We start from the raw sequence: 24,869 nt of genomic DNA, 5'->3' as shown, positions 1-24,869 counted from the left end.
AGAGAAGAATTCATGCAAAAACGTCTCACATTGCTCGGCTCCACGGGCTCGATCGGCGATAGCACGCTCGACGTCGTGGCGCGGCACCCGGACCGTTTCTCGGTCTACGCGCTCAGCGCGCATCGCAACGGCGAGAAGCTCGTCGCCCAATGTCTGAAGTTTCAGCCCGAAGTGGCCGTCGTCGGCGATGCCGAAACCGCCGCGCGCGTCGCTCAGGCATTGCGCGCCGCGGGCTGCAAGACGGAAGTGACGCACGGGCCCGACGCGCTCGTCGAGGTCGCACGCGCGGATTCGTGCGATACGGTCGTCGCGGCCATCGTCGGCGCGGCGGGCCTTGCGCCCACGCTCGCCGCCGCGCGCGCCGGCAAGCGCATCCTGCTTGCGAACAAGGAAGCGCTCGTGATGTCCGGCCAGATCTTCATGGACGCGGTGCGCGATAACGGCGCGATTCTGCTGCCGGTCGACAGCGAGCACAACGCGGTATTTCAGTGTCTGCCGCCTTGCGCGGACAAAGAGGCGAAGCTGCACGGCGGCGTCTCGAAGATCATCCTCACGGCATCCGGCGGCCCGTTCCGTACGCGCGAGCCGGCCACGCTCGTGAACGTCACGCCCGAAGAGGCCGTGAAGCACCCGAACTGGGCGATGGGCCGCAAGATTTCCGTCGATTCCGCGACGATGATGAACAAGGGCCTCGAAGTCATCGAGGCGCACTGGCTCTTCGATCTGCCCGGATCGCGTATCGAGGTGCTGATCCATCCGCAAAGCGTGATTCACTCGATGGTGTCCTACGCGGACGGCTCGGTGCTCGCGCAGCTCGGCAATCCCGATATGCGCACGCCGATCGCGCATGCGCTGGCGTATCCTGAACGTGTGGACTCGGGCGTCGCGGCGCTCGATCTCGCGCAGATCGCGTCCCTTACGTTCGAGAAGCCCGATTTCTCGCGCTTTCCGTGTCTCGCGCTCGCCATTCAGGCGCTGGAGGCGGGCGGCATCGCGAGCGCCGCGCTCAATGCGGCGAACGAAATCGCCGTGGAGGCGTTCCTCGAGCGCCGCATCGGCTTCATGGCGATCGGCGAAGTGGTGGAGCGCGTGCTGAGCGCCTTGCCGAACACGAGCGCCGCCACGCTTGCCGACGTCCTCGCCGCCGATGCGAACGCGCGCCGTCTCGCATCCGGTTTCGTCGCAGAGCTCACCGCGAGCGCGCCAGGCGCCGAACCCATCGCCCATTGAGGCCGTCATGAACTTTCTGACCGAAATCGTCGCCTTCGTCGTCGCGATAGGCGTGCTCGTCGTCGTCCACGAATTCGGTCACTACAGCGTCGCGCGCCTGTGCGGCGTGAAGGTGCTGCGTTTTTCGGTCGGCTTCGGCAAACCGCTCGTGCAATGGGTTAGCAAGAAGACGGGCGTCCAGTGGACGATCGCCGCGCTGCCGCTCGGCGGCTACGTGAAGATGCTCGACGAGCGCGAGGTCGATCCGGAGAGCGGCCAGAAGATTGCCCCGGAGGATCTGCCGCGCGCGTTCAACCGGCAGAGCGTCGGCAAGCGCATCGCGATCGTCGCGGCGGGGCCCGTCGCCAACTTCCTGCTGGCAATCGCGCTTTTTTCCGCGGTCTTCGCGGGCGGCGTGACCGAACCGGCGGCGATCGTCTCGCAGCCTGCGCCGGAAACGGCTGCGGCGCGCGCGGGCTTCGAAGGCGGCGAAAACATTCTTTCGATGCGCGACGCGCAAGGCGGCGAGACGCATCCGATCCGCTCCTGGTCCGACCTGCGCTGGAAACTGCTCGATGCGTCGTTCGACCACCGCCGCGTCGTGCTCACCGCGAAGACGCACGAGGGCACCTTCGACTTCCCGGTGAGCGTTGCGGGCATCACGGACGCCGACGCCGATCAGGACTTCATGGACAAGCTCGGCTTCGCGCCGGGCGGCGGCACGCTGACGGTGGCGGGCGTCGAGGCGGGCAGCGCCGCACAGAAAAGCGGCCTCAAGGCGGGCGACACGCTGCGCGCGATCGACGGCCGTTCCGTCGACAACGCGTCGAGCTTCATCGACTACGTGAAGGCGCATGGCGCGAAGCCCGTGACGCTCGTGATCGAGCGCAACGGCCAGCGCGAAGCGGTGCAGATCGTGCCCGACATCAAGCGCGATGCGTCGTCGGGCAAGGACATCGGCCGGATCGGCGCGGCGCTCGCGAACCAGTTGCCGACCGTGGACGTGCGCTACGGGCCGATCGAGAGCCTGCGTCTCGGCGTGAACCGCACGTGGGACATCAGCGTGTACTCGCTGCGCATGTTCGGGCGGATGATCGTCGGCGAGGCGTCGCTCAAGAATCTGTCGGGGCCTGTCACGATTGCAGACTATGCGGGCAAGAGCGCAAGGCTCGGTTTGACGGCCTTCGTTTCGTTTCTGGCGCTCGTCAGCATTAGCCTCGGTGTGTTGAACTTGTTACCGATTCCCGTTTTGGACGGTGGTCATCTGTTATATTATTTGGTTGAGGCTGTTACCGGCAAGGCTGTATCCGATCGCTGGCAGCTTGTTCTGCAAAGGGCGGGCCTGGTCTGCATCGTCGCGCTGTCGATGATCGCATTGTTCAACGACCTCGCTCGCCTGATTCGTTTCTGATCCACTTTGACAATTTCTGGCGGCGTCTTTCGAGCGACCGCCGGAACGAATGCAGCTTTAAATACTGGGGAAGCACGTTGTTCAAACCTCATCGCTTTGTTCCTAAGACGGCTGTGGCCGCGGCGCTCGCCGCGACGGGTATGGCGGCGCACGCCACCACGCCGTTCGTCGTGCAGGATATTCGGATCGACGGTCTTCAACGCATCGAACCGGGCTCCGTGTTCGCTTATCTGCCGATCAAGCAAGGCGACACCTTCACCGACGACAAGGCCTCCGAAGCGATTCGCGCGCTGTACGCAACGGGCTTCTTCAACGACGTTCAGATCGCCACCGAAGGCAACGTGGTGGTCGTGCAGGTGCAGGAGCGCCCGGCGATCTCCGCCATCGACTTCGCGGGCCTGCACGAGTTCGACAAGGAAAATCTGACCAAGGCGCTGCGCTCGGTCGGCCTGTCGCAAGGCCGCTCGTACGACAAGGCGCTCGTCGACAAGGCGGAGCAGGAGCTCAAGCGCCAATACCTCACGCGCGGCTACTACGCGGCGGAAGTCACGACCACCGTGACGCCGGTTGACCGCAACCGCGTCGCGATCCTGTTCTCGGTCGCCGAAGGTCCGAGCGCGAAGATCCGCCAGATCAACTTCGTCGGCAACAAGGCGTTCAGTTCGAACACGCTGCTCGGCGAAATGCAGCTTTCCACGCCGAACTGGTTCTCGTGGTACACGAAGAGCGATCTGTACGCGAAGGAAAAGCTGACGGGCGACCTCGAGAACGTGCGCTCGTACTACCTGAACCGCGGCTACCTCGAGTTCAGCATCGATTCCACGCAGGTGTCGATCTCGCCGGACAAGAAGGACATGTATCTGACGATCGCCGTGCATGAAGGCGAGCCGTACAAGATCAGCAGCGTCCAGCTGGCGGGCAATCTGCTCGACCGCGAGGCCGAGCTCAAGAAGCTCATCAAGATCAAGCCGGGCGAGCGCTTTTCGGCCGAGAAGCTGCAGGCCACGACCAAGGCGATCGTCGACAAGCTCGGCGAGTACGGCTACGCGTTCGCGCAGGTCAACGCTCAGCCGCAGATCGATCAGGCGGATCACACGGTCGCGCTCACGCTGCAAGTCGACCCGAGCCGCCGCGTGTATGTGCGTCGCGTGAACATCGTCGGCAATACGCGCACGCGCGACGAAGTGGTGCGCCGTGAAATGCGTCAGCTCGAAAGCTCGTGGTTCGATTCGAGCCGCCTCGGGCTGTCGAAGGACCGTATCAACCGTCTCGGCTATTTCACCGACGTGGACGTCACGACGGTTCCCGTCGAAGGCACGAACGACCAGGTCGACGTCGACGTGAAGGTCGCGGAAAAGCCGACCGGCGCGATCACGCTGGGCGCGGGCTTCTCGTCGACGGACAAGGTGGTGCTGTCCGCGGGCGTGTCGCAGGACAACGTGTTCGGCTCGGGCACGAGTCTCGCGGTCAACGTGAACACCGCGAAGACATACCGCACGCTGACCGTAACGCAGGTCGATCCGTACTTCACGATCGACGGCATCAAGCGCATTACCGACGCGTACTACCGTACGTATCAGCCGCTGTATTACTCGACGGATTCGAGCTTCAAGATCATCACGATGGGTGCGGACACCAAGTTCGGCATCCCGTTCTCCGAGCAGGACACGGTGTTCTTCGGCGTCGGCGCCGAGCAGAACACGATGGATCTCGACTCGGCCACGCCGCAGTCGTATCAGAACTACGTGAACGAGTTCGGCCGCGTGGTGAACAACTATCCGCTGACGGTCGGCTGGTCGCGCGACAATCGCGACAGCGCGCTGGTGCCGAGCCGCGGCTACTACATCCAGTCGAACGCGGAATACGGCACGCCGCTCGGCAACACGACGTACGCCAAGTTCGACGCGCAGTTCCAGTATTACTACTCGTTCGCGCGCGGCTTCGTGCTCGGCTTCAACCTGCAGGGTGGCTACGGCAAGGGTCTGCAAGGCCAGACGTACCCGATCTTCAAGAACTACTACGCGGGCGGTATCGGTTCGGTGCGCGGCTACTCGCCGAGTTCTCTGGGTCCGCGCGACTCCAAGACGAACGACCCGATCGGCGGCTCGCGCATGGCGGTCGGCAATATCGAACTGACGTTCCCGCTGCCGGGCACGGGTTATGACCGCACGCTGCGCGTCTTCACCTTCCTCGATGCCGGTAACGTCTGGGGCGATCCGAACCAGGGCGGCACGAGCGGCGGCGCGAACGGCTTGCGCTACGGCTACGGCGTGGGTCTCGCGTGGATCTCGCCGATCGGCCCGCTCAAGCTGAGCCTCGGCTTCCCGCTGCAGAAGCACGAAGGCGACCAGTATCAGAAGTTCCAGTTCCAGATCGGTACGGCTTTCTAAGCGGCCTGTCTTCGAACGCGAATTTCATTCATTCAGACGTAACGTGAGGAACACTTTGGGAACCGGTAAGCATTCGAAGCATAGGGCGCTGGCGCTTGCGTTGTCGATGGTTCTCGGCCTGGGCGCGGCGATGTCCGCCAGCGCTCAGGAAGCGCGCATCGCGGCCGTGAATTCGGACCGCATCCTGCGCGAATCGTCGGCGGCGAAGGCCGCACAGTCGAAGCTGGAGCAGGAATTCTCCAAGCGCGACAAAGCGCTGCAGGATATGGCGCAGCGCCTGAAGTCGATGTCGGACAACATCGACAAGAACGGTTCCTCGATGGCGCCCGCCGACCGCGCGGCGCGTCAGCGTGACCTCGCGCAGCTCGACGCGGACTTTCAGCGCAAGCAGCGCGAATTCCGCGAAGACCTGAATCAGCGCCGCAACGAGGAACTCGCAGCGGTGCTGGACCGGGCGAATAAAGTGATCAAGCAGATCGCGGAGCAGCAGCACTACGACCTCATCGTGCAGGAAGCGGTGTACGTGAGTCCGCGCATCGATATCACGGATCAGGTGCTGAAGGCGCTGGCCGCGAGCTCGGCCGGCACGGGATCGAGCTCGAACTGACGAGGACTGGGACGAGATGGCATCAGGCATGGCGATCACGCTCGACGAACTGGTGAAGCGCTTCGGCGGCGAGGTGGTCGGCGACGGCGCGCACGCGGTCGGGAGCCTCGCGCCGCTCGACAAGGCAGGCCCCGCGCAACTGGCGTTTCTTGCGAATCAGAAGTATCTGCCGCAGGTGGAAGACACGCGCGCCGGCGCGGTGCTGATTTCCCCCGCGGATCTCGAGAAGGTGACGAATCGCTCGGGCAGCAATTTCATCGTTACGCCGAACCCTTACGCTTATTTCGCGCGCGTCGCGCAGGCGTTCATCGACCTGGCCACGCCCAAGGCCAAGCCGGGTGTGCATCCGAGCGCCTATGTCGATGCCGACGCGAAGGTCGCGGCGAGCGCCGTGATCGGGCCGCACGTCACGGTGGAAGCGGGCGCGGTCGTCGGCGAGCGCGTCAGGCTGGATGCCGGCGTGGTCGTCTGTCGCGGCGTGCAGCTCGGCGACGACGTGCATCTGTACCCCAACGTCACCGTTTATCACGGCTGCAAGCTGGGCGCGCGCGTGATCGTGCACGCGGGCGCGGTGATCGGCGCGGACGGCTTCGGTTTCGCGCCGGATTTCACCGGCGAGGGCGAGGCGCGCACCGGAAGCTGGGTGAAGATCCCGCAGGTGGGCGCGGTGGATATCGCGGAGGACGTGGAGATCGGCGCGAACACGACGATCGACCGCGGCGCGATGGCGGACACCGTCATCGAGGCCAGCGTGAAGATCGACAATCTCGTGCAGATCGGCCATAACTGCCGTATCGGCGCGTACACGGTCATCGCGGGTTGCGCGGGCATCGCGGGCAGCACGACGATCGGCAAGCATTGCATGATCGGCGGGGCGGTGGGCATTGCGGGCCACGTGACGCTCGCGGACTACGTGATCGTCACGGCGAAGTCGGGCGTGTCGAAGTCGCTGCTCAAGCCGGGCCTCTACACGAGCGCGTTTCCGGCCGTGCCGCACGCCGAGTGGAACAAGAGCGCGGCGATCATGCGCAATCTGGACAAAATGCGCGACCGCATCAAGGCGCTCGAAACGGCGCTGGCGGACGCGGGCAAGCCTGACGATCGAAGCGGCGCCTGAGCGCCCGGCGCGGGAAACGCGAAGCGCCGAAGCCGAATCAAGAGCGGGCCGGTTCGAGCAGCCCGACAGACGCAGCAAACCGGGCGGGCGCCTGAGACGGCCCGCCATCCAATTTCCGCGCCGACACGCGCGTGAGCAGAACGACCATGAGCACAGAAAAAATCAATTTCGACATCCACAAGATCCTCACGCTGTTGCCGCATCGCTATCCGATCCTGCTCGTGGACCGCGTGCTCGAACTTGAGCCGCACAAGAGCATCAAAGCGATCAAGAATGTGACGATCAACGAGCCGTTCTTCCAGGGTCACTTCCCGACGCGTCCGGTCATGCCGGGCGTGCTGATTCTCGAGGCGCTCGCGCAGACCGCGGCGCTCCTGACCTTCGCGGAAGAGCCGCACGACCCGGCCAAGACGCTTTACTACTTCGTCGGTATCGACGGCGCGCGTTTCAAGCGCGTGGTGGAACCGGGTGATCAACTGGTGCTCAACGTCAATTTCGAGCGGTACATGCGAGGCATCTGGAAGTTCAAGGCGCGCGCCGAAGTGGACGGCGCGACGGCCGCCGAAGCCGAGCTCATGTGTACCGTGAAGGACACGGACGCTTGAGCGCATTTGCGTTGCGTACACCCCGCGTTCACCGTAACAAGCAGCACGAACCGCATAAGGCCATCAGCGCATGAGCAAGATTCACCCCACCGCGATCATCGAGCCGGGCGCGCAGCTCGACGATTCCGTCGAAGTCGGACCGTACGCGATCGTCGGTTCGCACGTCGTGATCGGCGCGGGCACGACCGTCGGCTCGCACAGCGTGATCGAGGGCCACACGACGATCGGCCGCGACAACCGCATCGGCCATTACGCGTCGATCGGCGGCCGTCCGCAGGACATGAAGTACAAAGGCGAGCCGACGCGCCTCGAAATCGGCGACCGCAACACCATTCGCGAATTCACGACGCTGCACACGGGCACGGTGCAGGATCAGAGCCTTACGTCCATCGGCAGCGATTGCTGGATCATGGCGTACGTGCACGTCGGCCATGACTGCCGGCTTGGCGACAACGTCATCATGTCGAGCAATGCGCAACTGGCGGGGCACGTGATCGTCGGCGATCACGCCATCATCGGCGGCATGTCGGGCGTGCACCAGTTCGTGCGCATCGGCGCGCATTCGATGCTCGGCGGCGCCTCCGCGCTCGTGCAGGACGTCCCGCCGTTCGTGATCGCGGCGGGCAACAAGGCGGAGCCGCACGGCATCAACGTCGAAGGCCTGCGCCGCCGCGGTTTTACGCCCGACGCCATTTCGGCGTTGCGCTCGGCGTATCGCATCGTCTACAAGAGCGGCCTGTCGCTCGAAGAGGCGAAAGTGCAGCTCAAGGAACTGAGCACGGCGGGCGGCGAGGGCGATGCGCCCGTCAAGGCATTCTCGGACTTCATCGCGGCGTCGCAGCGCGGCATCATCCGCTAAGCACGCCGCCCGATGACCCCGAACCACAACCCGCCACGCATCGCGATGGTCGCGGGCGAGCCGTCTGGCGACCTGCTCGCGGCCTCGCTGCTCAAGGGCCTGAGGCAAACGCTGCCGGAAGGCACGCGCTATAGCGGCATCGGCGGCCCGCGCATGACGGCCGAGGGTTTCGAAGCGCACTGGCCGATGGACAAGCTGACCGTGCGCGGCTATGTCGAAGCGCTCAGGCACATTCCCGAAATTCTCGGCATCCGCAACGAGATCAAGCGGCAGTTGCTCGCGGAGCCGCCTTCGGTGTTCATCGGCGTGGACGCGCCCGATTTCAATTTCGGGCTCGAACAACCGCTGCGCGAAGCCGGGATTCCGACCGTGCATTTCGTCTGCCCGTCGATCTGGGCGTGGCGCGGCGGGCGCATCAAGAAGATCGTGAAAGCGGTCGATCACATGCTGTGCGTGTTTCCGTTCGAAACCGCGCTGCTCGAAAAATCGGGTGTGGCCGCGACCTACGTCGGCCATCCGCTCGCGGACGAAATCCCGCTCGAGCCCGACACGCACGGCGCACGCCGCGAACTCGGCATCGCGGAAGGCGGCCCGGTGATCGCCGTGTTGCCGGGCAGCCGCCGTTCGGAAATCTCGCTGATCGGCCCGACTTTTTTCGACGCGATGGAGCTGATGCAGCTTCGCGAACCGGGCGTGCGCTTTCTGATGCCCGCCGCGAATCCGGCGCTGCGCGAATTGCTGCAGCCGCTCGTGGACGCGCATCCGCACCTGTCGCTGACGATCACGGACGGCCGCGCGCAAACCGCGATGACCGCCGCCGACGCGATTCTCGTGAAAAGCGGCACCGTCACGCTCGAAGCCGCGCTGCTCAAAAAGCCGATGGTCATCTCGTACAAGGTGCCCTGGCTCACGGGTCAGATCATGAAGCGGCAGGGTTATCTGCCGTACGTGGGCTTGCCGAACATTCTGGCGGGGCGCTTCGTCGTGCCCGAAATCCTGCAGCATTTCGCCACGCCCGAAGCGCTCGCCGACGCCACGCTGAAACAGTTGAACGACGACGCCAACCGCCGTACCCTGACGGAAATCTTCACCGACATGCACATCGCGCTGCGCCAGAATACGGCGCAGAAGGCGGCCCAGGCGGTCGCGCGGGTGCTGGACACGCGGAGGCCGCGCTAATGGCGGCGAAAAATTCAGCTCAGACGGGACTCGATTTCAGTTCGCCGTTCGACATCATCTGCGGCGTCGATGAAGCCGGGCGCGGCCCGCTGGCGGGCCCGGTCGTCGCGGCGGCGGTGATTTTCGATCCCGCCAAGCCGAGAATCAACGGCCTCGACGATTCCAAGGCGCTTTCGGCCAAGCGGCGCGAAGAGCTCTACGCGAAGATCGTCGATCGCGCGCTGGCCTATTGCATCGCGTCGGCGAGCGTCGAGGAAATCGACACAATCAACATTCTGCACGCGTCCATGCTCGCGATGAAGCGCGCGGTGGAAGGGCTCGCGGTCGCGCCGACGCTCGTCAAGGTCGACGGCAACCGCTGCCCGACGCTTTCGATCCGCTCGGAAGCGGTGATCGGCGGCGACGCGCTCATCAAGCAAATTTCCGCGGCATCGATTCTCGCGAAAGTCACGCGCGACCGCATGCTGCTGGACCTGCATCAAACCTATCCGATGTACGGTTTCGACGCGCATTCGGGCTACGGCACGCCTCAGCATCTGCGGGCGCTGCGCGAGCATGGTCCGTGCGAGCATCATCGGCGTTCGTTCGCGCCGGTGCGCGAGGCGCATGCGCTCGTGTTCGGCTCCGTGCTGCCGGAAATCGCGCCGGAAGTGCTCCAGGTCGCGTCGAACCTCGACGACGGGCCCGACGCGCTCGCTTTCTGAGCGTCATTCATTCCAACGTGAAATCCATCACTTCGCGGGACAACCCGCTCTACAAGCGCATCAAGGCGCTGGCCGGCTCGACCGCGCAACAGCGGCGCAGCGGCCACGCGCTGCTCGAAGGGCTCCATCTGGCGGCGGCCTATCTGGACGCGGCGGGACAACCGGAAACCTGTGTCGTCACCGAAGGCGCGCTCACGCACGAAGAGGCGCGCGAGATCGTCGCGCGGATCGAGGAACGGCGTGTCGTCGTGTTGCCGGATGCGCTATTCGGACAATTGTCGAGCGTCGTGCACGGCGTGGGCATGTTGCTGCTCGTCGAGAAGATCGACAGCGAACTTCCCGCGCGCGTCGCTGAAACCTGCGTGATCCTCGACGGCATTCAGGACGCCGGCAACGTCGGCTCGATTCTGCGCAGCGCGGCCGCCGCGGGCATCACGCGCGTGTTCTGCGCGCCGGGTACCGCTTACGCATGGTCGTCGAAAGTGCTGCGCTCCGGCATGGGCGCGCACTTTCTGCTCGATATTTTCGAGGATGTGGCGCACGAGGATCTGATCGCCCGGCTGGATGTGCCCGTCACGATCACGGATTCGCACGGCGCGGTCGCGCTGTACGACTGCGACCTGTCGGGCGCGCTGGCGTGGGTGTTCGGTAACGAAGGCGCGGGCGTCTCGCAGGTCTGGCGCGATGCGGTGACGCACCGCGTGACCATTCCGCAGCCGGGCGGCATGGAGTCGCTCAACGTGGCGGCCGCGGCGGCGATCTGTCTTTTCGAGCAGTGCCGCCAGCAGCGCTAGCGGGACGCGTCAGTAATAGGACGGCCGTTCGGGCTTGATTTCCTGGAGGATCGTCGTGGCGATCTCCTCGATCGACTTGTGCGTCGACGACAGCCACTTGATGCCCTCGCGCTTCATCATCATTTCCGCTTCGTTGATCTCGTAGCGGCAATTCTCCAGCGCGGCGTATTTGCTGCCCGGACGGCGCTCGTTGCGGATTTCGGCAAGGCGCTGCGGATCGATCGACAAGCCGAACATTTTCGCGCGATGCTCCAGTAGCGGCGTAGGCAGCTTGCCGCGCTCGAAGTCTTCGGGAATCAGCGGATAGTTGGCCGCTTTCACACCGTATTGCATCGCCAGATACAGGCTCGTCGGCGTCTTGCCGCTGCGCGACACGCCGACGAGAATCACGTCGGCTTCGGCGAGATTGCGGTTGGACTGGCCGTCGTCGTGCGCAAGCGAGAAGTTGATCGCCTCGATGCGATTCTTGTACTCCTCGGTGTCCGCGTTCTGGTGGACGCGGCCCATCGCGTGCGTCGATTTCATCTCCAGCTCGTGTTCGAGCGGCTCGATGAAAGTCTGGAACATGTCGAGCACGAGCGCATTGCAGCCCTTGACGACCTCGTTCGACGCGCTGTCGACGAGCGTGGTGAACACGATCGGCCGGCGCCCGTCGAGCGTGACGGCTTCATTGATCTTCCCGACGGTGGCATACGCTTTGTCGATCGAATCGACGAAAGGCACGCGCACGAGCCGGAACTTTTGATCGAACTGGGCCATGATCGAATGCGCGAAGGTTTCGGCAGTGATCCCAGTACCGTCGGAAACGATGAATACGGAAGGCGGCATCGGCAAAAAACCAAATGGGGAACGAAATGGGGTGGGCGCGCTCAGAAGGTAACACGCGGATAACGTGCTGAAAACGCGCGGCAACGTCTTGAGCGCGGCGGCATTAAGCGCCTGTGTTACATTGGTTGCCCTGCGGTGTGCGCCGGCCAACCCAGCGGCGTGAAAGACCTCGATTTTGCCGTGGAATTACTGTTTCTGCCGAAGCAAAACTGACAATCGGCACGGTAGAATAGCGGCAACCTGTTCGATAAGCAATTGCGGACAAACTGATTCGGATTTTCGTCAAATCGCGGTCGTTTCGTCGGTTTTGGCAGCAAAAACCACGTTTTCGAGCAGATTCCCGACGTCCCGCTTCTTTTTGCGACGCGCTCCGGTTCCGGCGGCGCGTTTCCCCCGATGGTTTATCAAACAGGTTGTACGAGATGCGGCCGCGCTCCCATTGAGCGCGCCGCATATGAGCCCACTCGTGCGATCGAGCATTCCATCCACCTTAGGGGCTTGTATGACTAACGCAGTCAATGTTGCGAAAGACGTCGCAAAGGATCAGGCGTATGTAGTTCCATTCGAGCAGTTGCGAATGACCGACGTGGAAGTGGTCGGTGGCAAGAATGCGTCGCTCGGCGAGATGATCAGCCAGCTTTCCGAAGCCGGCGTCAGCGTGCCGACGGGCTTTGCCACGACCGCGCTCGCGTTTCGCGACTTTCTCCAGCATAACGATCTGACCGAGCGCATCGCCAAGCGTCTCGAGACGCTCGACGTCGATGACGTGAAGTCCCTCGCCGAAGCCGGCAAGGAAATCCGCCAGTGGATCGTCGATGCGCCGCTGCAGCCGCGTCTCGAAGACGAAATCCGCCGCGGTTTCGACGTGCTCCAGGCAAGCTCGCCCGAAGAGCTTTCGTTCGCCGTGCGTTCGTCCGCGACCGCCGAAGACTTGCCCGACGCATCCTTCGCGGGCCAGCAGGAAAGCTATCTGAACGTGGTCGGCATCGAGGACGTCCTCGATCGCATGAAGCACGTGTTCGCGTCGCTCTACAACGACCGCGCCATTTCCTATCGCGTCCACAAGGGCTTCACGCATGCTGAAGTCGCGTTGTCGGCGGGCGTGCAACGCATGGTCCGTTCGGACGTCGGCGCGGCGGGCGTCATGTTCACCATCGACACCGAATCGGGCTTCAAGGAAACCGTGTTCATCACGTCGAGCTATGGCCTCGGCGAAACCGTGGTGCAGGGCGCGGTGAATCCGGACGAGTTCCACGTCTTCAAGACCACGCTCGAACAGGGCAAGTACCCGATCATCCGCCGCTCGATTGGCTCGAAGCTCATCAAGATGGAATTCACGAAGCCGGGCGAGCCGGGCCGCGTGAAGACGGTCGACGTCGCTCACGAGCAGCGCAACCGCTTCTCGATCACCGACGAAGACGTGATCCAGCTCGCGAAGTACGCGGTGATCATCGAGAAGCACTATCAGCGTCCGATGGACATCGAGTGGGGCAAGGACGGCCGCGACGGCAAGATCTTCATTCTCCAGGCGCGCCCCGAAACGGTGAAGAGCCAGGCGTCCGGCAAGGCCGAGATGCGCTTCAAGCTGAAGGGCCAGTCGAACGTGATCGCCACCGGCCGCGCGATCGGCCAGAAGATCGGCGCGGGCCCCGTGCGCGTGATTCACGACCCGTCCGAAATGGAACGCGTGCAGCCGGGCGACGTGCTCGTCGCCGACATGACGGACCCGAACTGGGAGCCGGTGATGAAGCGCGCGTCGGCCATCGTGACGAATCGCGGCGGCCGCACGTGCCACGCGGCGATCATCGCGCGTGAGCTGGGCGTGCCGGCGGTCGTCGGCTGCGGCGACGCCACCGACTTGCTGAAGGACGGCGCGCTCGTCACGGTGTCGTGCGCGGAAGGCGACGAAGGCAAGATCTACGACGGCCTGCTCGAAACCGAAGTGACCGAAGTGCAGCGCGGCGAACTGCCGAAGATTCCGGTCAAGATCATGATGAACGTCGGCAATCCGCAACTCGCGTTCGACTTCGCGCAGTTGCCGAATGCGGGCGTGGGCCTGGCGCGGCTGGAATTCATCATCAACAACAACATCGGCGTGCATCCGAAGGCGATTCTGGAGTACCCGAACGTCGATGCGGACCTGAAGAAGGCGGTCGAAAGCGTCGCGCGCGGTCATGCGTCGCCGCGTGCGTTCTACGTCGACAAGCTGACCGAAGGCATCGCCACGATCGCGGCGGCGTTCTATCCGAAGCCCGTGATCGTGCGCTTGTCGGACTTCAAGTCGAACGAGTACAAGAAGCTGATCGGCGGCTCGCGCTACGAGCCGGACGAAGAGAACCCGATGCTCGGTTTCCGTGGCGCGTCGCGCTATATCGCGGAAGACTTCGCCGAGGCGTTCCATATGGAATGCATCGCGCTGAAGAAGGTGCGCGAAGAAATGGGCCTCGACAACGTCCAGATCATGGTGCCGTTCGTGCGCACGCTGAAGCAGGCGGATCGCGTGGTCGAGCTCCTGAAGAAGTTCGGTCTGGAGCGTGGCAAGAACGACCTCAAGCTCGTGATGATGTGCGAAGTGCCGTCCAACGCGATTCTCGCCGAGCAGTTCCTGGAGCGTTTCGACGGCTTCTCGATCGGTTCGAACGACCTGACGCAGCTGACGCTCGGGCTCGACCGCGATTCCGGCATGGAGCTGCTCGCGGCCGATTTCGACGAACGCGACGAAGCCGTGCAGTTCATGCTCAAGCGCGCGATCGAAACGTGTCTGCGACTGAACAAGTACGTCGGTATCTGCGGTCAGGGTCCGTCGGACCATCCGGACCTGGCCGAATGGCTGGCGAAGGAAGGCATCGAGTCGATGTCGCTGAATCCGGACACGATCATCGACACTTGGCAGCAACTGGCGAAGACGTTGTCAAAATAAGTTGTGATCGCGCCTTTCCGCTTGCTTACGGATAAGCGCGGCGTGCTATAAAAAACACCCCGGAACGATTTTGTTCCGGGGTGTTTTCGTTTGGAGACCAGGATGATTGGGCTGATCTGGTGGTTCGCGGCGGGCGCGCTGATCGTCGCGGAGTTGTTCACCGGTACGTTCTATTTGCTGATGATCGCGCTCGGATTGATCGCGGGCGGCATCGCGTTCGTCATGGGCGCGCTCGCGCATGTGCAGATCGGCGCGGCGGCGCTCGTCGCGCTCATCGCCGTCGCGGTGCTGAGGCGTTCGCGCTTCGGCAACTGGAAGCGGCCCAACGACGCTTCGCGCGACGCGGCCGTGAATCTGGACATCGGCGCGACGCTGCAGGTCGAGCAATGGCGCGATGGCCGCGCGCGGGCGATGTATCGCGGCGCGCAGTGGGACGTCGAACTCGCGCCCGGGGAGTCGGAAGGCGCGAGGCTGTATCGCATCACCGCGCTCGACGGCAACCGGCTTATCGTCGCCGCTAAACGTTAGTCGAAGTCAGTGAAATAAGGAGAAAAACAATGTATTTCGCACTTGTCCTGCTCGTCATCGCGATCGTAATCGTGATGAACACGGTCAAGATCGTTCCGCAGCAGCATGCCTGGGTGCTGGAGCGCCTTGGCCGCTATCACGGCACGCTCACGCCGGGCCTGAACATCGTGCTGCCCTTCATCGACCGGATCGCCTACAAGCACATGCTCAAGGAGATTCCGCTCGAAGTGCCGAGCCAGGTCTGCATCACGCGCGACAACACGCAGTTGCAGGTCGACGGCGTGCTGTACTTCCAGGTGACGGACGCGATGAAGGCGTCGTACGGTTCGAGCAACTTCGTGTTCGCGATCACGCAGTTGTCGCAGACCACGCTGCGTTCCGTCATCGGCAAGCTGGAACTCGACAAGACCTTCGAGGAGCGCGATTTCATCAACCAGAGCATCGTCAACGCGCTCGATGAAGCCGCCGCGAACTGGGGCGTGAAAGTGCTGCGCTACGAGATCAAGGATCTGACGCCGCCCAAGGAGATTCTGCACGCCATGCAGCAGCAGATCACCGCCGAGCGGGAAAAACGCGCGCTGATCGCGGCGTCCGAAGGCCGCAAGCAGGAGCAAATCAACCTCGCCGCGGGCGCGCGCGAGGCGGCGATCCAGAAGTCGGAAGGCGAGCGTCAGGCGGCGATCAATCAGGCGCAGGGCGAGGCGTCGGCGATTCTCGCTGTGGCCGAGGCGAACGCGCAGGCGATTCAAAAGATCGGCACCGCCATTCAGACCGCGGGCGGTATGGAAGCGGTCAACCTGAAGATCGCGGAGCAGTATGTCGGCGCGTTCGGCAACATCGCGAAGACCGGCAACACGTTGATCGTGCCGGGCAATCTGTCGGACATGAGTTCGATGATCGCGTCGGCGTTGACGATCGTGAGGGGTGAGGGCGGCGGCGTCGTCAAAAAGGCATAAGACAATCGGGGCGCTCATGAGCGCCCCGATTCGCTTTATCGCGCCGCGCTCCGCATGAGCCGCCCGCGCTCGCGTTCCCAGTCGCGTTTCTTTTCAGTCTCGCGTTTGTCGTGCAGCTTCTTGCCCTTCGCAAGGCCGATTTCGCACTTCACGCGGCCGTCCTTGTAGTGGAAGTTGAGCGGCACGAGCGTATGGCCGCGCTGCTCGACCTTGCCGATGAGTTTGTCGATCTGGTCGCGATGCAAGAGCAGCTTGCGCGTGCGCACCGGGTCCAGATTGGCGAACTTCGACGCCTCGGGCAGCGGGCTGATATGCGTGCCGATCAAAAAGAGCTCGCCTTGCTTGATGACGACGTAGCCCTCCTTGATCTGTCCGCGGCCCGCGCGCAGCGCCTTGACTTCCCAGCCTTCGAGCACGAGACCGGCCTCGTAGCGCTCTTCGACGAAGTAATCGAAGAAAGCTTTTCTGTTGTCGATGATGCTCATGAATGGAAAGTGCCCAACTCGTTTAAAATCACGATTTTAGCAGCGCGCCGCCCGGCATTCGAACTACCGCCGCGTTCTCTTGCGCGTTGCCGCCCAATTAAGCCACCGCTGCGCCCTATATGGCAGACGTTCAGAAAACCGTATTGATCCGCCATTCAGCGGAAGAAATGTTCGACCTCGTCACCGATGTCGCCGACTATCCCAATTTTCTGCCCTGGTGCGGCGGCGTCGAGATCGGCCGCCAGGACGAGAATGGCATGGAAGCGAAGATCGACATCAGCTTCAAGGGCATCAAGCAGCATTTCGCGACGCGCAACACTCAGAAGCGGCCCACCAACATCGATATGGAGTTCCTGAGCGGCCCTTTCAAGAAGTTCACCGGCTACTGGCACTTCACGCCGCTGCGCGCGGACGCGTGCAAGATCGAATTCGCACTGCATTACGAGTTCTCCAACGTGATCCTGGAGAAGCTCATCGGGCCGGTGTTCAGCCATATCGCCAATACGTTCGTCGATTCATTCGTGAAGCGCGCGGATCAGCGCTACGGCAAGCCATGATGCAGATCGACGTGTGTTACGGACTGCCCGGCGGCGCGAGTTTTCTCGCCCGCGTCGATCTGCGCGAAGGCGCGACGGTGCGCGATGCGATCGAGGCGAGCGGCGTGCTGAGCGCGCATCGGGACATCGATCTCGCGACGCAGAAGATCGGCGTGTTCGGCAAGCTGACGCCGCTCGACGCCGCGCTCGCGAACTTCGATCGCGTGGAGATTTATCGTCCGCTGAAAGTGGATCCCAAGACGGCGCGCCAGCGCCGCGTCCAGAAAACCCGCAAGGCCGGGTCGATCGAAGGGCGCAAGTGGCAGTCGAAGGATTCGCGCTCGACCTGAACCGGTTCAGTGCGCGGGCGCTTCGCTCGCGACGGCGGGCGCCGCGCCCACCGTATGCTGCCTGACCGACCAGCACACTCCGATGAGCAGCAGCGCGATCGCGAACACTTCGGGCGTGCGCGGCCAGCGGCCATCGTAGACGAACGCGTAGAGCAGCGCGAAGAGCGTTTCGAACACGATCATTTGGCCCGCGAGCGTCAAAGGCAGGCGCTTCGCCGCCGCATTCCACAGCATGTTGCCGAGCCACGAACCGCCCGTCGCCAGCGCAATACACACGATCCAGAAGAGATGCCAGCGCGCGGCCGGCACGCTTGCCTGCACGGCGCCCGCCGGCAGCATCCATACGATCAGGCCCAGCACGACGCCGAGCAGCCCCGTCACGATGCCCCACAACACTGACCATTCGTAGCCGTCGAAGTGGCGGTTCGCCTGCAGATAGCGTGCGTTGACGACCGCGTACCACGTCCAGGACGCGAGCGCCCCGAGCGCGCAGGCGAGACCGGCTACGCGCGTGAGCACGCCCGTCGCATGCTCGCCGCTGGCGGAGGAGGCGAGCACGTCGCTGAACACATCGACATTGATGCACGCGATGCCCGCCAGAATCAGCAGCAGAGGGCCGGCGAGACGCCTGAGATCGACCGCGCCGTGATCGCGCCGCCCGGCGAGCGTGACCGTCACCGGCAAAATGCCGACGATCAGCGACGACGGCGCGACGCCCACCAGTTGCACCGCGCTCGCGAGCAGCATGTAGTAGAGCAGGTTGCCGACGAGCGCGAGCTTCACCAGCGCGATGAAATCCGCGCGCGTGAGTTTTGTGACGAGCTTGCGCGCAAACGGCAGCGCGACCGCGAGCGAGACGGCGCCGTACATCAGATAGCGCCCGATCGACAGCGTCAACGGAGCAAAATCGGGCAAAAGCCGGGGCGCGAGAAAAATGAAGCCCCAGATCGCGCCCGCCGCCATTCCGTACATCACACCGCGCTGCATTGCCCGCTCCCTGCGTTTATTCCTATTGACGGGGCGAAGAGTAGCGCGCCCCCGGCCGGCCGTCTTGTCGAAAACTGCACCCGCCGAACTGCCAGATTTGCGGCCGAATCGCCGCCGCCGGCGGCCCGGATTTTGCGGGCGAATCGCGTAAGCTGCTGTTCGGGCAGTGAAAATGCGGGGAACTATCGGTATAATCTGCTTTTGCGCCCATAGGATTTGCCATGCGTCTGATCCAGAAAGCACTCACGTTCGATGACGTGCTCCTCGTGCCCGCGTTTTCCAGCGTTCTCCCGCGCGACACCAGCCTGAAATCCCAGCTGACTCGCAACATCTCCCTGAACATGCCGCTCGTGTCCGCCGCCATGGACACCGTCACCGAAGGCCGGCTCGCCATCGCCATGGCGCAGATGGGCGGCATCGGCATCGTCCACAAGAATCTCACCGCCAAGGAACAGGCCCGCGAAGTCGCGAAGGTCAAGCGTTTCGAGTCGGGCGTCGTGCGCGACCCGATCACCGTGCCGCCGCAAATGCGCGTGCGCGACGTCATCGCGCTCACGCAGCAGCATGGCATTTCGGGCTTTCCGGTGGTCGAGGGCGCGCAACTGATCGGCATCGTCACCAACCGCGATCTGCGTTTCGAGGAGCGCCTGGACGAGCCGGTGCGCAACATCATGACGCCGCGCGAGCGTCTCGTGACGGTCAAGGAAGGCACGTCGCTGGCCGAGGCGAAGGCGCTGATGCACAGCCATCGCCTGGAACGCGTGCTGGTCGTCAACGACGCGTTCGAATTGCGCGGCCTGATGACGGTGAAGGACATCACCAAGCAGACCGAAAACCCGGACGCCTGTAAAGATCAGGACGGCAAGCTGCGTGTGGGCGCGGCAGTGGGCGTGGGTGCGGACAATGAAGAGCGCGTCGAGCTGCTCGCGGCGGCCGGCGTCGACGTGATCGTCGTCGATACCGCGCACGGCCATAGCCAGGGCGTGCTCGAACGCGTGCGCTGGGTCAAGCAGAACTATCCGCACGTGCAGGTCATCGGCGGCAACATCGCGACGGCGGCGGCGGCGAAGTCGCTCGTCGAATACGGCGCGGATGCGGTGAAGGTCGGCATCGGCCCGGGCTCCATCTGCACGACGCGTATCGTCGCGGGCGTGGGCGTGCCGCAGATCACGGCGATCGCCAACGTGTCCGAAGCGCTGCGCGGCAGCGGCGTGCCGGTCATCGCAGACGGCGGCGTGCGTTTCTCCGGCGACGTCTCCAAGGCGCTTGCCGCGGGCGCGAACGTCGTGATGATGGGCAGCATGCTCGCGGGCACCGAAGAATCGCCGGGCGACGTGTTCCTGTATCAGGGCCGCCAGTACAAGTCGTACCGCGGCATGGGCTCGGTCGGCGCGATGAAGGACGGCGCCGCGGACCGCTACTTCCAGGACAATTCGGCGAACATCGACAAGCTCGTGCCGGAAGGCATCGAAGGCCGTGTGGCCTACAAGGGCTCGGTGAACGCGATCCTGTTCCAGATCGTCGGTGGCGTGCGCGCGAGCATGGGCTATTGCGGCTGCCGCACCATCGCCGAGATGCACGAGAAGGCGGAATTCGTGCAGATCACGGCGGCCGGCATGCGCGAGTCGCACGTGCACGACGTGCAGATCACCAAGGAAGCGCCCAATTATCACGTCGATTAACTACGCGGACTGATCATGAAACCGTTGCTGCGGGTCGTGCTCGTCGTCAATGCCCTGATTTTCGTCGCGTTCGGCGTGTTGTTCCTGCTGACGCCGTGGCCAGGCTTGTACGGCGCGCTGCAACTGGATTCGATCCGCGTGCAGCCCGCGTTCGCGGGGCAGTTGCTCGGCCTTGCGCTCGTCGGTCTCGCGTGGCTCGCGTTTCATGCGGCGGTCGACGGCGCGTTGACCGCGCGGGCCGCGCGGGTGTCCGGCCACGTGGAATGGCTCTCGGGCGTGATCGTGCTGGTCTGGCTGCTCGGGCTGAAAACGCCCCAGGTCGATGGCTTCGGTCAGATGAGCGCGGCGGTGGTCGGCATCGTACTGCTGGTGCTGGGCCTCGGCAGCGTGAGGCTGTCGTCGGCGGTGCGGCGGCGCGAGCGCGCGGCGCAGGCCGGCGCGGCGTCGGCACAGCGCGCGGAGAAAAAGGCCGCGCAAAAGCGCGAAGTCACGCGCGCGGAGGCGGTGGATACCCCGCGCCCCGCGGCGCGCGCGCCCGACGCGACCGCCATCGACCCGGTTTCGGGCCGCGCGATCGATTCGTCGGGCCGTCCGCTCGATCCCGCTTCACCGATTTCGCCGATTTCCCCGATCCCGCCGGCCGCCGTGCGCGCGCATCCGGACGGCGCGGTCGATCCCGTCACGGGCGGCACGCTCGACCCGGTGACGGGCCGCGCGATCGATCCCGTCACCGGCAGGCGCATCGAGCCTGTCATCAGCGGCGAGATCGATCCGGCGACGGGCAGACGAGTCGATCCGCTCGCGCCCGACGCGGGCCGCGCCCCACGATGAGCGCGGCAGCGGAAAACACGCAGCGCAAACGTGAAGCACAAGCACGGTCGGCCTTCGCGCCGGCCGTCGATTTATTTGCAGGCGGGCCGCGCGAAGCCGCGTCCCGGCAGCCCCGTCATCATTCGTTCACTTAGCCTTTGGCCGCAGCCATGCACGACAAAATCCTGATTCTCGATTTCGGCTCCCAAGTCACCCAACTGATCGCCCGGCGTATCCGCGAGTCGCATGTCTACTCGGAAATCCATCCGTACGACGTCGACGAGACGTTCATCCGCGAATTCGCGCCGAAGGGCATCATCCTGTCGGGCGGGCCGAACTCGGTCCACGAGGCCAAGTCGCCGCGCGCCCCGCAAATCGTCTTCGATCTCGGCGTGCCGGTGCTCGGCATCTGCTACGGCATGCAGACGATGGCCGACCAGCTCGGCGGCAAGGTCGAACTCGGCACCGTGCGCGAGTTCGGCTACGCGGAAGTGCAGGCGCTGAACCACACGGGTTTCCTCGAAGGCATTCAGGACTTCGCGAGCGCACAGGGCGACTCCATGCTCAAGGTGTGGATGAGCCACGGCGACAAGGTCGTCGATTTGCCCGCTGGGTTCAAATTGATGGCGTCGACGCCGTCGTGCCCGATCGCCGCGATGGCCGACGACGACCGCCGCTTCTACGGTTTGCAGTGGCATCCGGAAGTCACGCATACGGTGCAGGGCCGCGCGATGCTCGATCGCTTCGTGCTGGAGCTGTGCGGCGCGCAGGCGGACTGGGAAATGGGCCATTACATCGACGAAGCGGTGGAGAAGATCCGCGCGCAGGTCGGCGATGAGCACGTGATTCTCGGCTTGTCGGGCGGCGTGGATTCGTCGGTGGCGGCGGCGCTCTTGCATCGCGCGATCGGAGACCAGCTGACCTGCGTGTTCGTCGATCACGGCCTGCTGCGTCAGAACGAGGCGGAGCAGGTGATGTCAACTTTCGCTGATCACCTCGGCGTGAAGGTCATCCATATCGATGCGAGCGAGGCCTTCCTGCAGAAGCTCGCCGGCGTGACCGATCCGGAGGCGAAGCGCAAGATCATCGGCGCGGAGTTCGTCGAAGTGTTCCATCAGGAATCGGACAAGATCACGGACGCGAAGTGGCTCGCGCAAGGCACGATCTATCCGGATGTGATCGAGTCGGCGGGCAAGGGCAAGAAGGGCGCGCACACGATCAAGAGCCACCATAACGTCGGCGGCCTGCCGGAAACGCTTAACCTGAAGCTGCTCGAACCGCTGCGCGAGCTTTTCAAGGACGAAGTGCGCGAACTCGGCGTGAAGCTCGGCTTGCCGCCCGCGATGGTGTACCGCCATCCGTTCCCGGGGCCGGGCCTCGGCGTGCGGATTCTCGGCGAAGTGAAGCGCGAATTTGCCGATCTGCTGCGCCGCGCGGACGCGATTTTCATCGAGACGCTGCGCAACACCATCGACAAGGAAACGGGCAAGTCGTGGTACGACCTGACGAGCCAGGCGTTCGCGGTGTTTCTGCCGGTGAAGAGCGTCGGCGTGATGGGCGACGGGCGCACGTATGAATACGTCGTTGCGCTGCGCGCCGTGCAGACGCTGGATTTCATGACCGCGCATTGGGCGCATCTGCCGCACGACCTGCTCGGGCATGTGTCGAATCGCATCATCAACGAAGTGCGCGGGATCAATCGCGTGGTGTACGACATTTCCGGGAAGCCGCCTGCGACGATCGAGTGGGAATGATCTAACTTCGCGCCGCGGGCGAGGCTTCGGCCTCGCCCGCAGGCATGATGTCTCGATTGCCCGGGCGAAGCAGGGCGCTGATCGCCCGCGCCAGACCATCGGGGTTATCGTAGGCGATCATGTGCTCCGCATCGGCCACGCGCTCGACGGCGCAGCCCGCCCGCTCGAACTGCTCTATCTCATCGCCCGCCGCTTTTTCCGACAGGATGATCCCCTTCGCCGCATCCAGATTGGCGAGGTCGTCCAGCCAGTTCCCCGCGTTATCGTCGAGGGCGGAGCGCGCCCAACGGTATATCGCGTGAGGCGAAGCGACGGAAAACGGCCCCAGCCACGCGTCGTTCGTACCCTGCGCCTTCAATTGCGCCAGCCATTCCGAAAAGCCGCCGTGGACGAATTGCGCTTCGGTCACGGAAGTCATCTCCGATAGCATCGCCACGCCATACTCGTTCAATCCGGGTTCGCACAAAATGACTGCGCCGACGTGCTCGCGAAGACGCCGCGCCAGCTTCATCGCGATAAACGCCCCGGCGCTGTGGCCGAAGAGATTCACGCGCTCGAATCCCGTTTGAGCGATGAATTCGGCCAGAACGGCGGCTTGCGCATCCGAACCGTATTCGCCGTCCGTGGGTTTGTCGCTGAAGCCCGCGCCCATGAGGTCGAGCAACAGCGATCGACCTTTGAAGTAGGCGTCCGAGGCAACGACGGGCGCATAATCACTGCTCGAAGCGCATCCGAGGCCGTGGATGAACACGAGCGGCGTCGCGCCGGCATATACATCCAGATAACGAAGGACGGTGCCGCATTCGGCCACGCAGAAGGTGTTCATGTCGATCCTTGAACGGGTTCGAAGCGATGACGCTATTTCACTATGGACACCGAAGCGAGAAAAGGTGTATCGAGCGCAAAAGGGTGAAAAATGGACACAACGCATGCCGATCCCGTTGGCCGGGCCCGCCCCACCGATTCTCTCTTCTTCGCCCTCTATCCGACCGCATCCGCCGCCGCGCGCATCGCCGAACTGAGCGCGCGTCTGTGCGCCAGTCACAAGCTGAAGGGAAGGCCGATTCCCGCCGATCGCCTTCACATCACCTTGCATTACCTCGGCGCGTTCGCGGGCCTTCCCGCCGATCTCATCGCGCAGGCACGCACAGCAGCGGCGCAAACGGCGTTCCCACCGGTCGATATCGTCCTCGACCGCATCGAGAGCTTTTCCGGCCGCCGCGCCAAGCGCCCATTGGTTCTCTCCGGCGAGATCAGCGAGTCGCTCGGCGCGCTTGAACACGCTCTCGGCGCCGCGCTGGACGACGCCGGAATTCCGCTCAAACGCCATCCCGAGTTCAAGCCCCACGTGACGCTGCTGTACGACGAGCGCCGCGTCCATCGCGAGGCCGTCTCGCCCGTCGCCTGGACCGCGCACGAGTTCGCGCTGGTGCGCAGCCGCCTCGGCAAATCGCAATACGAAGTGCTTGCGCGCTGGCCGCTCGAATCGTAATTTGCCGAAACCATCCGACAGAGGGTTTCGCGGATTTTTCTTCCGCGTTAAGGTTCGTCTATCGATATTCAGGCCGCGCCCCACATGACTCGATCCCGCCTGTTGCCCATCACGCCCGAAACGCATGACGTCCAGATCGATCTCGTCTACGCGACCGATCGCAATTTCACCGGCAAGCCGATCTACAAAGCCCAGCATTGCCTGCTGCTCGAACCCGCGGAAGCCGCATTGCGCAAGGCAGTCGATATCGCGCGCAGCATCGGCATGACGTTGCGGATTTTCGATGCCTATCGTCCGCCGCAAGCCCAGAAAGTGCTGTGGGATTTCCTGCCCGATCCCAACTTTATCGCCGAACTGGGGCGCGGCTCGAATCATAGCCGCGGCACGGCCGTGGACCTGACACTCGTCGACCGGCAAGGCAACGAACTCGACATGGGCACGGGCTTCGACGCGATGGTCGTCGAATCCGAACACTTTCATCTGGATTTGCCGGAGCCGGTGCAGCGCAACCGCACGCTGCTGCTGGGCGTCATGCACGGCGCGGGATTCACGCACATCAAAAGCGAGTGGTGGCATTACGAATTGCCAGGTTCGCGCGAACTTGCTTTGATCGACAACGAAGAAAGCGGCCCGCTGCGGCTCATGTAACAGGGGAAAATCGCATAT

General features: G+C 63.9%; 24 protein-coding genes. 20 read left to right on the top strand and 4 right to left on the bottom strand.

What is annotated here, in order from left to right; all coding sequences use genetic code 11:
• The first annotated feature begins 12 nt into the window (after positions 1-12).
• The 10 genes from LY284_RS06480 to LY284_RS06435 all read left to right on the top strand — a co-directional run bounded on the left by LY284_RS06480 (position 13) and on the right by LY284_RS06435 (position 10,875).
• A complete protein-coding gene (locus LY284_RS06480) occupies positions 13-1,230 on the top strand; it encodes a 1-deoxy-D-xylulose-5-phosphate reductoisomerase (RefSeq protein ID WP_014191131.1) in 1,218 nt (405 codons plus the stop codon).
• A 7-nt stretch (positions 1,231-1,237) separates the two neighbouring features.
• A complete protein-coding gene (gene rseP / locus LY284_RS06475) occupies positions 1,238-2,620 on the top strand; it encodes an RIP metalloprotease RseP (RefSeq protein WP_045450452.1) in 1,383 nt (460 codons plus the stop codon).
• Between the two features lie 77 nt (positions 2,621-2,697).
• On the top strand, positions 2,698-5,010 hold the full coding sequence (gene bamA, locus LY284_RS06470) for an outer membrane protein assembly factor BamA (protein WP_014191133.1): 2,313 nt from the start codon (positions 2,698-2,700) through the stop codon (positions 5,008-5,010).
• A gap of 106 nt (positions 5,011-5,116) precedes the next feature.
• On the top strand, positions 5,117-5,617 hold the full coding sequence (locus LY284_RS06465; protein WP_045450453.1) for an OmpH family outer membrane protein: 501 nt from the start codon (positions 5,117-5,119) through the stop codon (positions 5,615-5,617).
• 28 nt (positions 5,618-5,645) lie between these two features.
• Positions 5,646-6,734, top strand: a complete 1,089-nt coding sequence (gene lpxD / locus LY284_RS06460) for a UDP-3-O-(3-hydroxymyristoyl)glucosamine N-acyltransferase (RefSeq protein ID WP_014191135.1) — start codon at positions 5,646-5,648, stop codon at positions 6,732-6,734.
• A gap of 146 nt (positions 6,735-6,880) precedes the next feature.
• Positions 6,881-7,339: a 3-hydroxyacyl-ACP dehydratase FabZ gene (fabZ, locus tag LY284_RS06455; protein ID WP_014191136.1), complete on the top strand. Its 459-nt coding sequence runs from the start codon at positions 6,881-6,883 to the stop codon at positions 7,337-7,339.
• Between the two features lie 70 nt (positions 7,340-7,409).
• A complete protein-coding gene (gene lpxA, locus LY284_RS06450) occupies positions 7,410-8,198 on the top strand; it encodes an acyl-ACP--UDP-N-acetylglucosamine O-acyltransferase (RefSeq protein ID WP_014191137.1) in 789 nt (262 codons plus the stop codon).
• 12 nt (positions 8,199-8,210) lie between these two features.
• Positions 8,211-9,377 carry a lipid-A-disaccharide synthase gene (gene lpxB / locus LY284_RS06445; protein WP_014191138.1) on the top strand — a complete coding sequence of 389 codons (1,167 nt, stop codon included), beginning with the start codon at positions 8,211-8,213 and terminating at the stop codon, positions 9,375-9,377.
• Positions 9,377-10,081 (top strand): ribonuclease HII, encoded by a 705-nt coding sequence (rnhB, locus tag LY284_RS06440; protein ID WP_014191139.1) that lies wholly within the window; start codon positions 9,377-9,379, stop codon positions 10,079-10,081. Before lpxB ends, rnhB begins: the two co-directional genes overlap by 1 nt.
• A 17-nt stretch (positions 10,082-10,098) precedes the next feature.
• Positions 10,099-10,875, top strand: a complete 777-nt coding sequence (locus LY284_RS06435; protein WP_014191140.1) for an RNA methyltransferase — start codon at positions 10,099-10,101, stop codon at positions 10,873-10,875.
• 9 nt (positions 10,876-10,884) lie between these two features.
• Here the strand turns inward: LY284_RS06435 and LY284_RS06430 are convergent, their stop codons facing one another.
• Positions 10,885-11,703 (bottom strand): pyruvate, water dikinase regulatory protein, encoded by an 819-nt coding sequence (locus LY284_RS06430; protein WP_014191141.1) that lies wholly within the window; start codon positions 11,701-11,703, stop codon positions 10,885-10,887.
• 502 nt (positions 11,704-12,205) lie between these two features.
• On the opposite strand from LY284_RS06430, the gene ppsA reads away from it, so the two are divergent.
• The 3 genes from ppsA (at position 12,206) to LY284_RS06415 (ending at position 16,107) form a co-directional block, all read left to right on the top strand.
• Positions 12,206-14,623, top strand: coding sequence for a phosphoenolpyruvate synthase (gene ppsA, locus LY284_RS06425; protein WP_014191142.1), 2,418 nt, complete (start codon positions 12,206-12,208; stop codon positions 14,621-14,623).
• 102 nt (positions 14,624-14,725) lie between these two features.
• On the top strand, positions 14,726-15,151 hold the full coding sequence (locus LY284_RS06420) for an NfeD family protein (protein ID WP_014191143.1): 426 nt from the start codon (positions 14,726-14,728) through the stop codon (positions 15,149-15,151).
• Between the two features lie 29 nt (positions 15,152-15,180).
• Entirely contained in the window at positions 15,181-16,107 is a 927-nt protein-coding gene (locus tag LY284_RS06415) for an SPFH domain-containing protein (protein WP_045450454.1), read from the top strand.
• A gap of 35 nt (positions 16,108-16,142) precedes the next feature.
• Here the strand turns inward: LY284_RS06415 and smpB are convergent, their stop codons facing one another.
• A complete protein-coding gene (smpB, locus tag LY284_RS06410; RefSeq protein ID WP_014191145.1) occupies positions 16,143-16,592 on the bottom strand; it encodes an SsrA-binding protein SmpB in 450 nt (149 codons plus the stop codon).
• 119 nt (positions 16,593-16,711) lie between these two features.
• Between smpB and LY284_RS06405 the strand changes: the two genes are divergently transcribed.
• Both LY284_RS06405 and LY284_RS06400 read left to right on the top strand, forming a co-directional pair.
• Complete coding sequence (locus tag LY284_RS06405; protein WP_014191146.1) at positions 16,712-17,149, top strand: type II toxin-antitoxin system RatA family toxin; 438 nt, start codon at positions 16,712-16,714, stop codon at positions 17,147-17,149.
• A complete protein-coding gene (locus LY284_RS06400) occupies positions 17,146-17,478 on the top strand; it encodes an RnfH family protein (protein WP_014191147.1) in 333 nt (110 codons plus the stop codon). The genes LY284_RS06405 and LY284_RS06400 overlap by 4 nt, the downstream gene beginning before the upstream one ends.
• A 6-nt stretch (positions 17,479-17,484) precedes the next feature.
• On the opposite strand, the gene LY284_RS06395 is transcribed toward LY284_RS06400, so the two are convergent.
• Entirely contained in the window at positions 17,485-18,465 is a 981-nt protein-coding gene (locus LY284_RS06395; protein WP_233385311.1) for a DMT family transporter, read from the bottom strand.
• Between the two features lie 221 nt (positions 18,466-18,686).
• Here LY284_RS06395 and guaB point away from each other — a divergent pair, with 221 nt between their 5' ends.
• From guaB to guaA, 3 genes are all read left to right on the top strand, one after another.
• Positions 18,687-20,147 (top strand): IMP dehydrogenase, encoded by a 1,461-nt coding sequence (guaB, locus tag LY284_RS06390; RefSeq protein WP_014191149.1) that lies wholly within the window; start codon positions 18,687-18,689, stop codon positions 20,145-20,147.
• 15 nt (positions 20,148-20,162) lie between these two features.
• The gene (locus LY284_RS06385) at positions 20,163-20,978 is read left to right on the top strand and encodes a hypothetical protein (protein WP_014191150.1); all 816 of its coding nucleotides are present in this window, start codon (positions 20,163-20,165) and stop codon (positions 20,976-20,978) included.
• 149 nt (positions 20,979-21,127) lie between these two features.
• Positions 21,128-22,711, top strand: a complete 1,584-nt coding sequence (guaA, locus tag LY284_RS06380) for a glutamine-hydrolyzing GMP synthase (protein ID WP_014191151.1) — start codon at positions 21,128-21,130, stop codon at positions 22,709-22,711.
• Position 22,712: 1 nt separating this feature from the next.
• Here guaA and LY284_RS06375 read toward each other — a convergent pair whose 3' ends face one another.
• Positions 22,713-23,537 (bottom strand): alpha/beta fold hydrolase, encoded by an 825-nt coding sequence (locus LY284_RS06375; RefSeq protein ID WP_231927717.1) that lies wholly within the window; start codon positions 23,535-23,537, stop codon positions 22,713-22,715.
• 90 nt (positions 23,538-23,627) lie between these two features.
• Between LY284_RS06375 and thpR the strand changes: the two genes are divergently transcribed.
• Complete coding sequence (gene thpR / locus LY284_RS06370; protein ID WP_014191153.1) at positions 23,628-24,203, top strand: RNA 2',3'-cyclic phosphodiesterase; 576 nt, start codon at positions 23,628-23,630, stop codon at positions 24,201-24,203.
• A gap of 84 nt (positions 24,204-24,287) precedes the next feature.
• Complete coding sequence (ddpX, locus tag LY284_RS06365) at positions 24,288-24,851, top strand: D-alanyl-D-alanine dipeptidase (RefSeq protein WP_014191154.1); 564 nt, start codon at positions 24,288-24,290, stop codon at positions 24,849-24,851.
• Positions 24,852-24,869 lie beyond the last annotated feature (18 nt).

The organism is Caballeronia sp. PC1 (genome assembly GCF_021353155.1).
Classification (GTDB): domain Bacteria; phylum Pseudomonadota; class Gammaproteobacteria; order Burkholderiales; family Burkholderiaceae; genus Caballeronia; species Caballeronia cordobensis.
Note: the sequence above shows the minus strand (reverse complement) of the source record. Positions and strands in the feature narration are given on the sequence as shown.

Excerpts from the sequence above, each read along its gene's own strand:
- LY284_RS06480 (WP_014191131.1), top strand. The coding sequence starts at position 13 with ATGCAAAAACGTCTCACATTGCTCGGCTCCACGGGCTCGATCGGCGAT.
- rseP (WP_045450452.1), top strand. The coding sequence starts at position 1,238 with ATGAACTTTCTGACCGAAATCGTCGCCTTCGTCGTCGCGATAGGCGTG.
- LY284_RS06465 (WP_045450453.1), top strand. The coding sequence starts at position 5,117 with ATGGTTCTCGGCCTGGGCGCGGCGATGTCCGCCAGCGCTCAGGAAGCG.
- lpxD (WP_014191135.1), top strand. The coding sequence starts at position 5,646 with ATGGCGATCACGCTCGACGAACTGGTGAAGCGCTTCGGCGGCGAGGTG.
- fabZ (WP_014191136.1), top strand. The coding sequence starts at position 6,881 with ATGAGCACAGAAAAAATCAATTTCGACATCCACAAGATCCTCACGCTG.
- lpxA (WP_014191137.1), top strand. The coding sequence starts at position 7,410 with ATGAGCAAGATTCACCCCACCGCGATCATCGAGCCGGGCGCGCAGCTC.
- lpxB (WP_014191138.1), top strand. The coding sequence starts at position 8,211 with ATGACCCCGAACCACAACCCGCCACGCATCGCGATGGTCGCGGGCGAG.
- rnhB (WP_014191139.1), top strand. The coding sequence starts at position 9,377 with ATGGCGGCGAAAAATTCAGCTCAGACGGGACTCGATTTCAGTTCGCCG.
- LY284_RS06430 (WP_014191141.1), bottom strand. The coding sequence starts at position 11,703 with ATGCCGCCTTCCGTATTCATCGTTTCCGACGGTACTGGGATCACTGCC.
- ppsA (WP_014191142.1), top strand. The coding sequence starts at position 12,206 with ATGACTAACGCAGTCAATGTTGCGAAAGACGTCGCAAAGGATCAGGCG.
- LY284_RS06420 (WP_014191143.1), top strand. The coding sequence starts at position 14,726 with ATGATTGGGCTGATCTGGTGGTTCGCGGCGGGCGCGCTGATCGTCGCG.
- LY284_RS06415 (WP_045450454.1), top strand. The coding sequence starts at position 15,181 with ATGTATTTCGCACTTGTCCTGCTCGTCATCGCGATCGTAATCGTGATG.
- smpB (WP_014191145.1), bottom strand. The coding sequence starts at position 16,592 with ATGAGCATCATCGACAACAGAAAAGCTTTCTTCGATTACTTCGTCGAA.
- LY284_RS06405 (WP_014191146.1), top strand. The coding sequence starts at position 16,712 with ATGGCAGACGTTCAGAAAACCGTATTGATCCGCCATTCAGCGGAAGAA.
- LY284_RS06400 (WP_014191147.1), top strand. The coding sequence starts at position 17,146 with ATGATGCAGATCGACGTGTGTTACGGACTGCCCGGCGGCGCGAGTTTT.
- LY284_RS06395 (WP_233385311.1), bottom strand. The coding sequence starts at position 18,465 with ATGCAGCGCGGTGTGATGTACGGAATGGCGGCGGGCGCGATCTGGGGC.
- guaB (WP_014191149.1), top strand. The coding sequence starts at position 18,687 with ATGCGTCTGATCCAGAAAGCACTCACGTTCGATGACGTGCTCCTCGTG.
- LY284_RS06385 (WP_014191150.1), top strand. The coding sequence starts at position 20,163 with ATGAAACCGTTGCTGCGGGTCGTGCTCGTCGTCAATGCCCTGATTTTC.
- guaA (WP_014191151.1), top strand. The coding sequence starts at position 21,128 with ATGCACGACAAAATCCTGATTCTCGATTTCGGCTCCCAAGTCACCCAA.
- LY284_RS06375 (WP_231927717.1), bottom strand. The coding sequence starts at position 23,537 with ATGAACACCTTCTGCGTGGCCGAATGCGGCACCGTCCTTCGTTATCTG.
- thpR (WP_014191153.1), top strand. The coding sequence starts at position 23,628 with ATGGACACAACGCATGCCGATCCCGTTGGCCGGGCCCGCCCCACCGAT.
- ddpX (WP_014191154.1), top strand. The coding sequence starts at position 24,288 with ATGACTCGATCCCGCCTGTTGCCCATCACGCCCGAAACGCATGACGTC.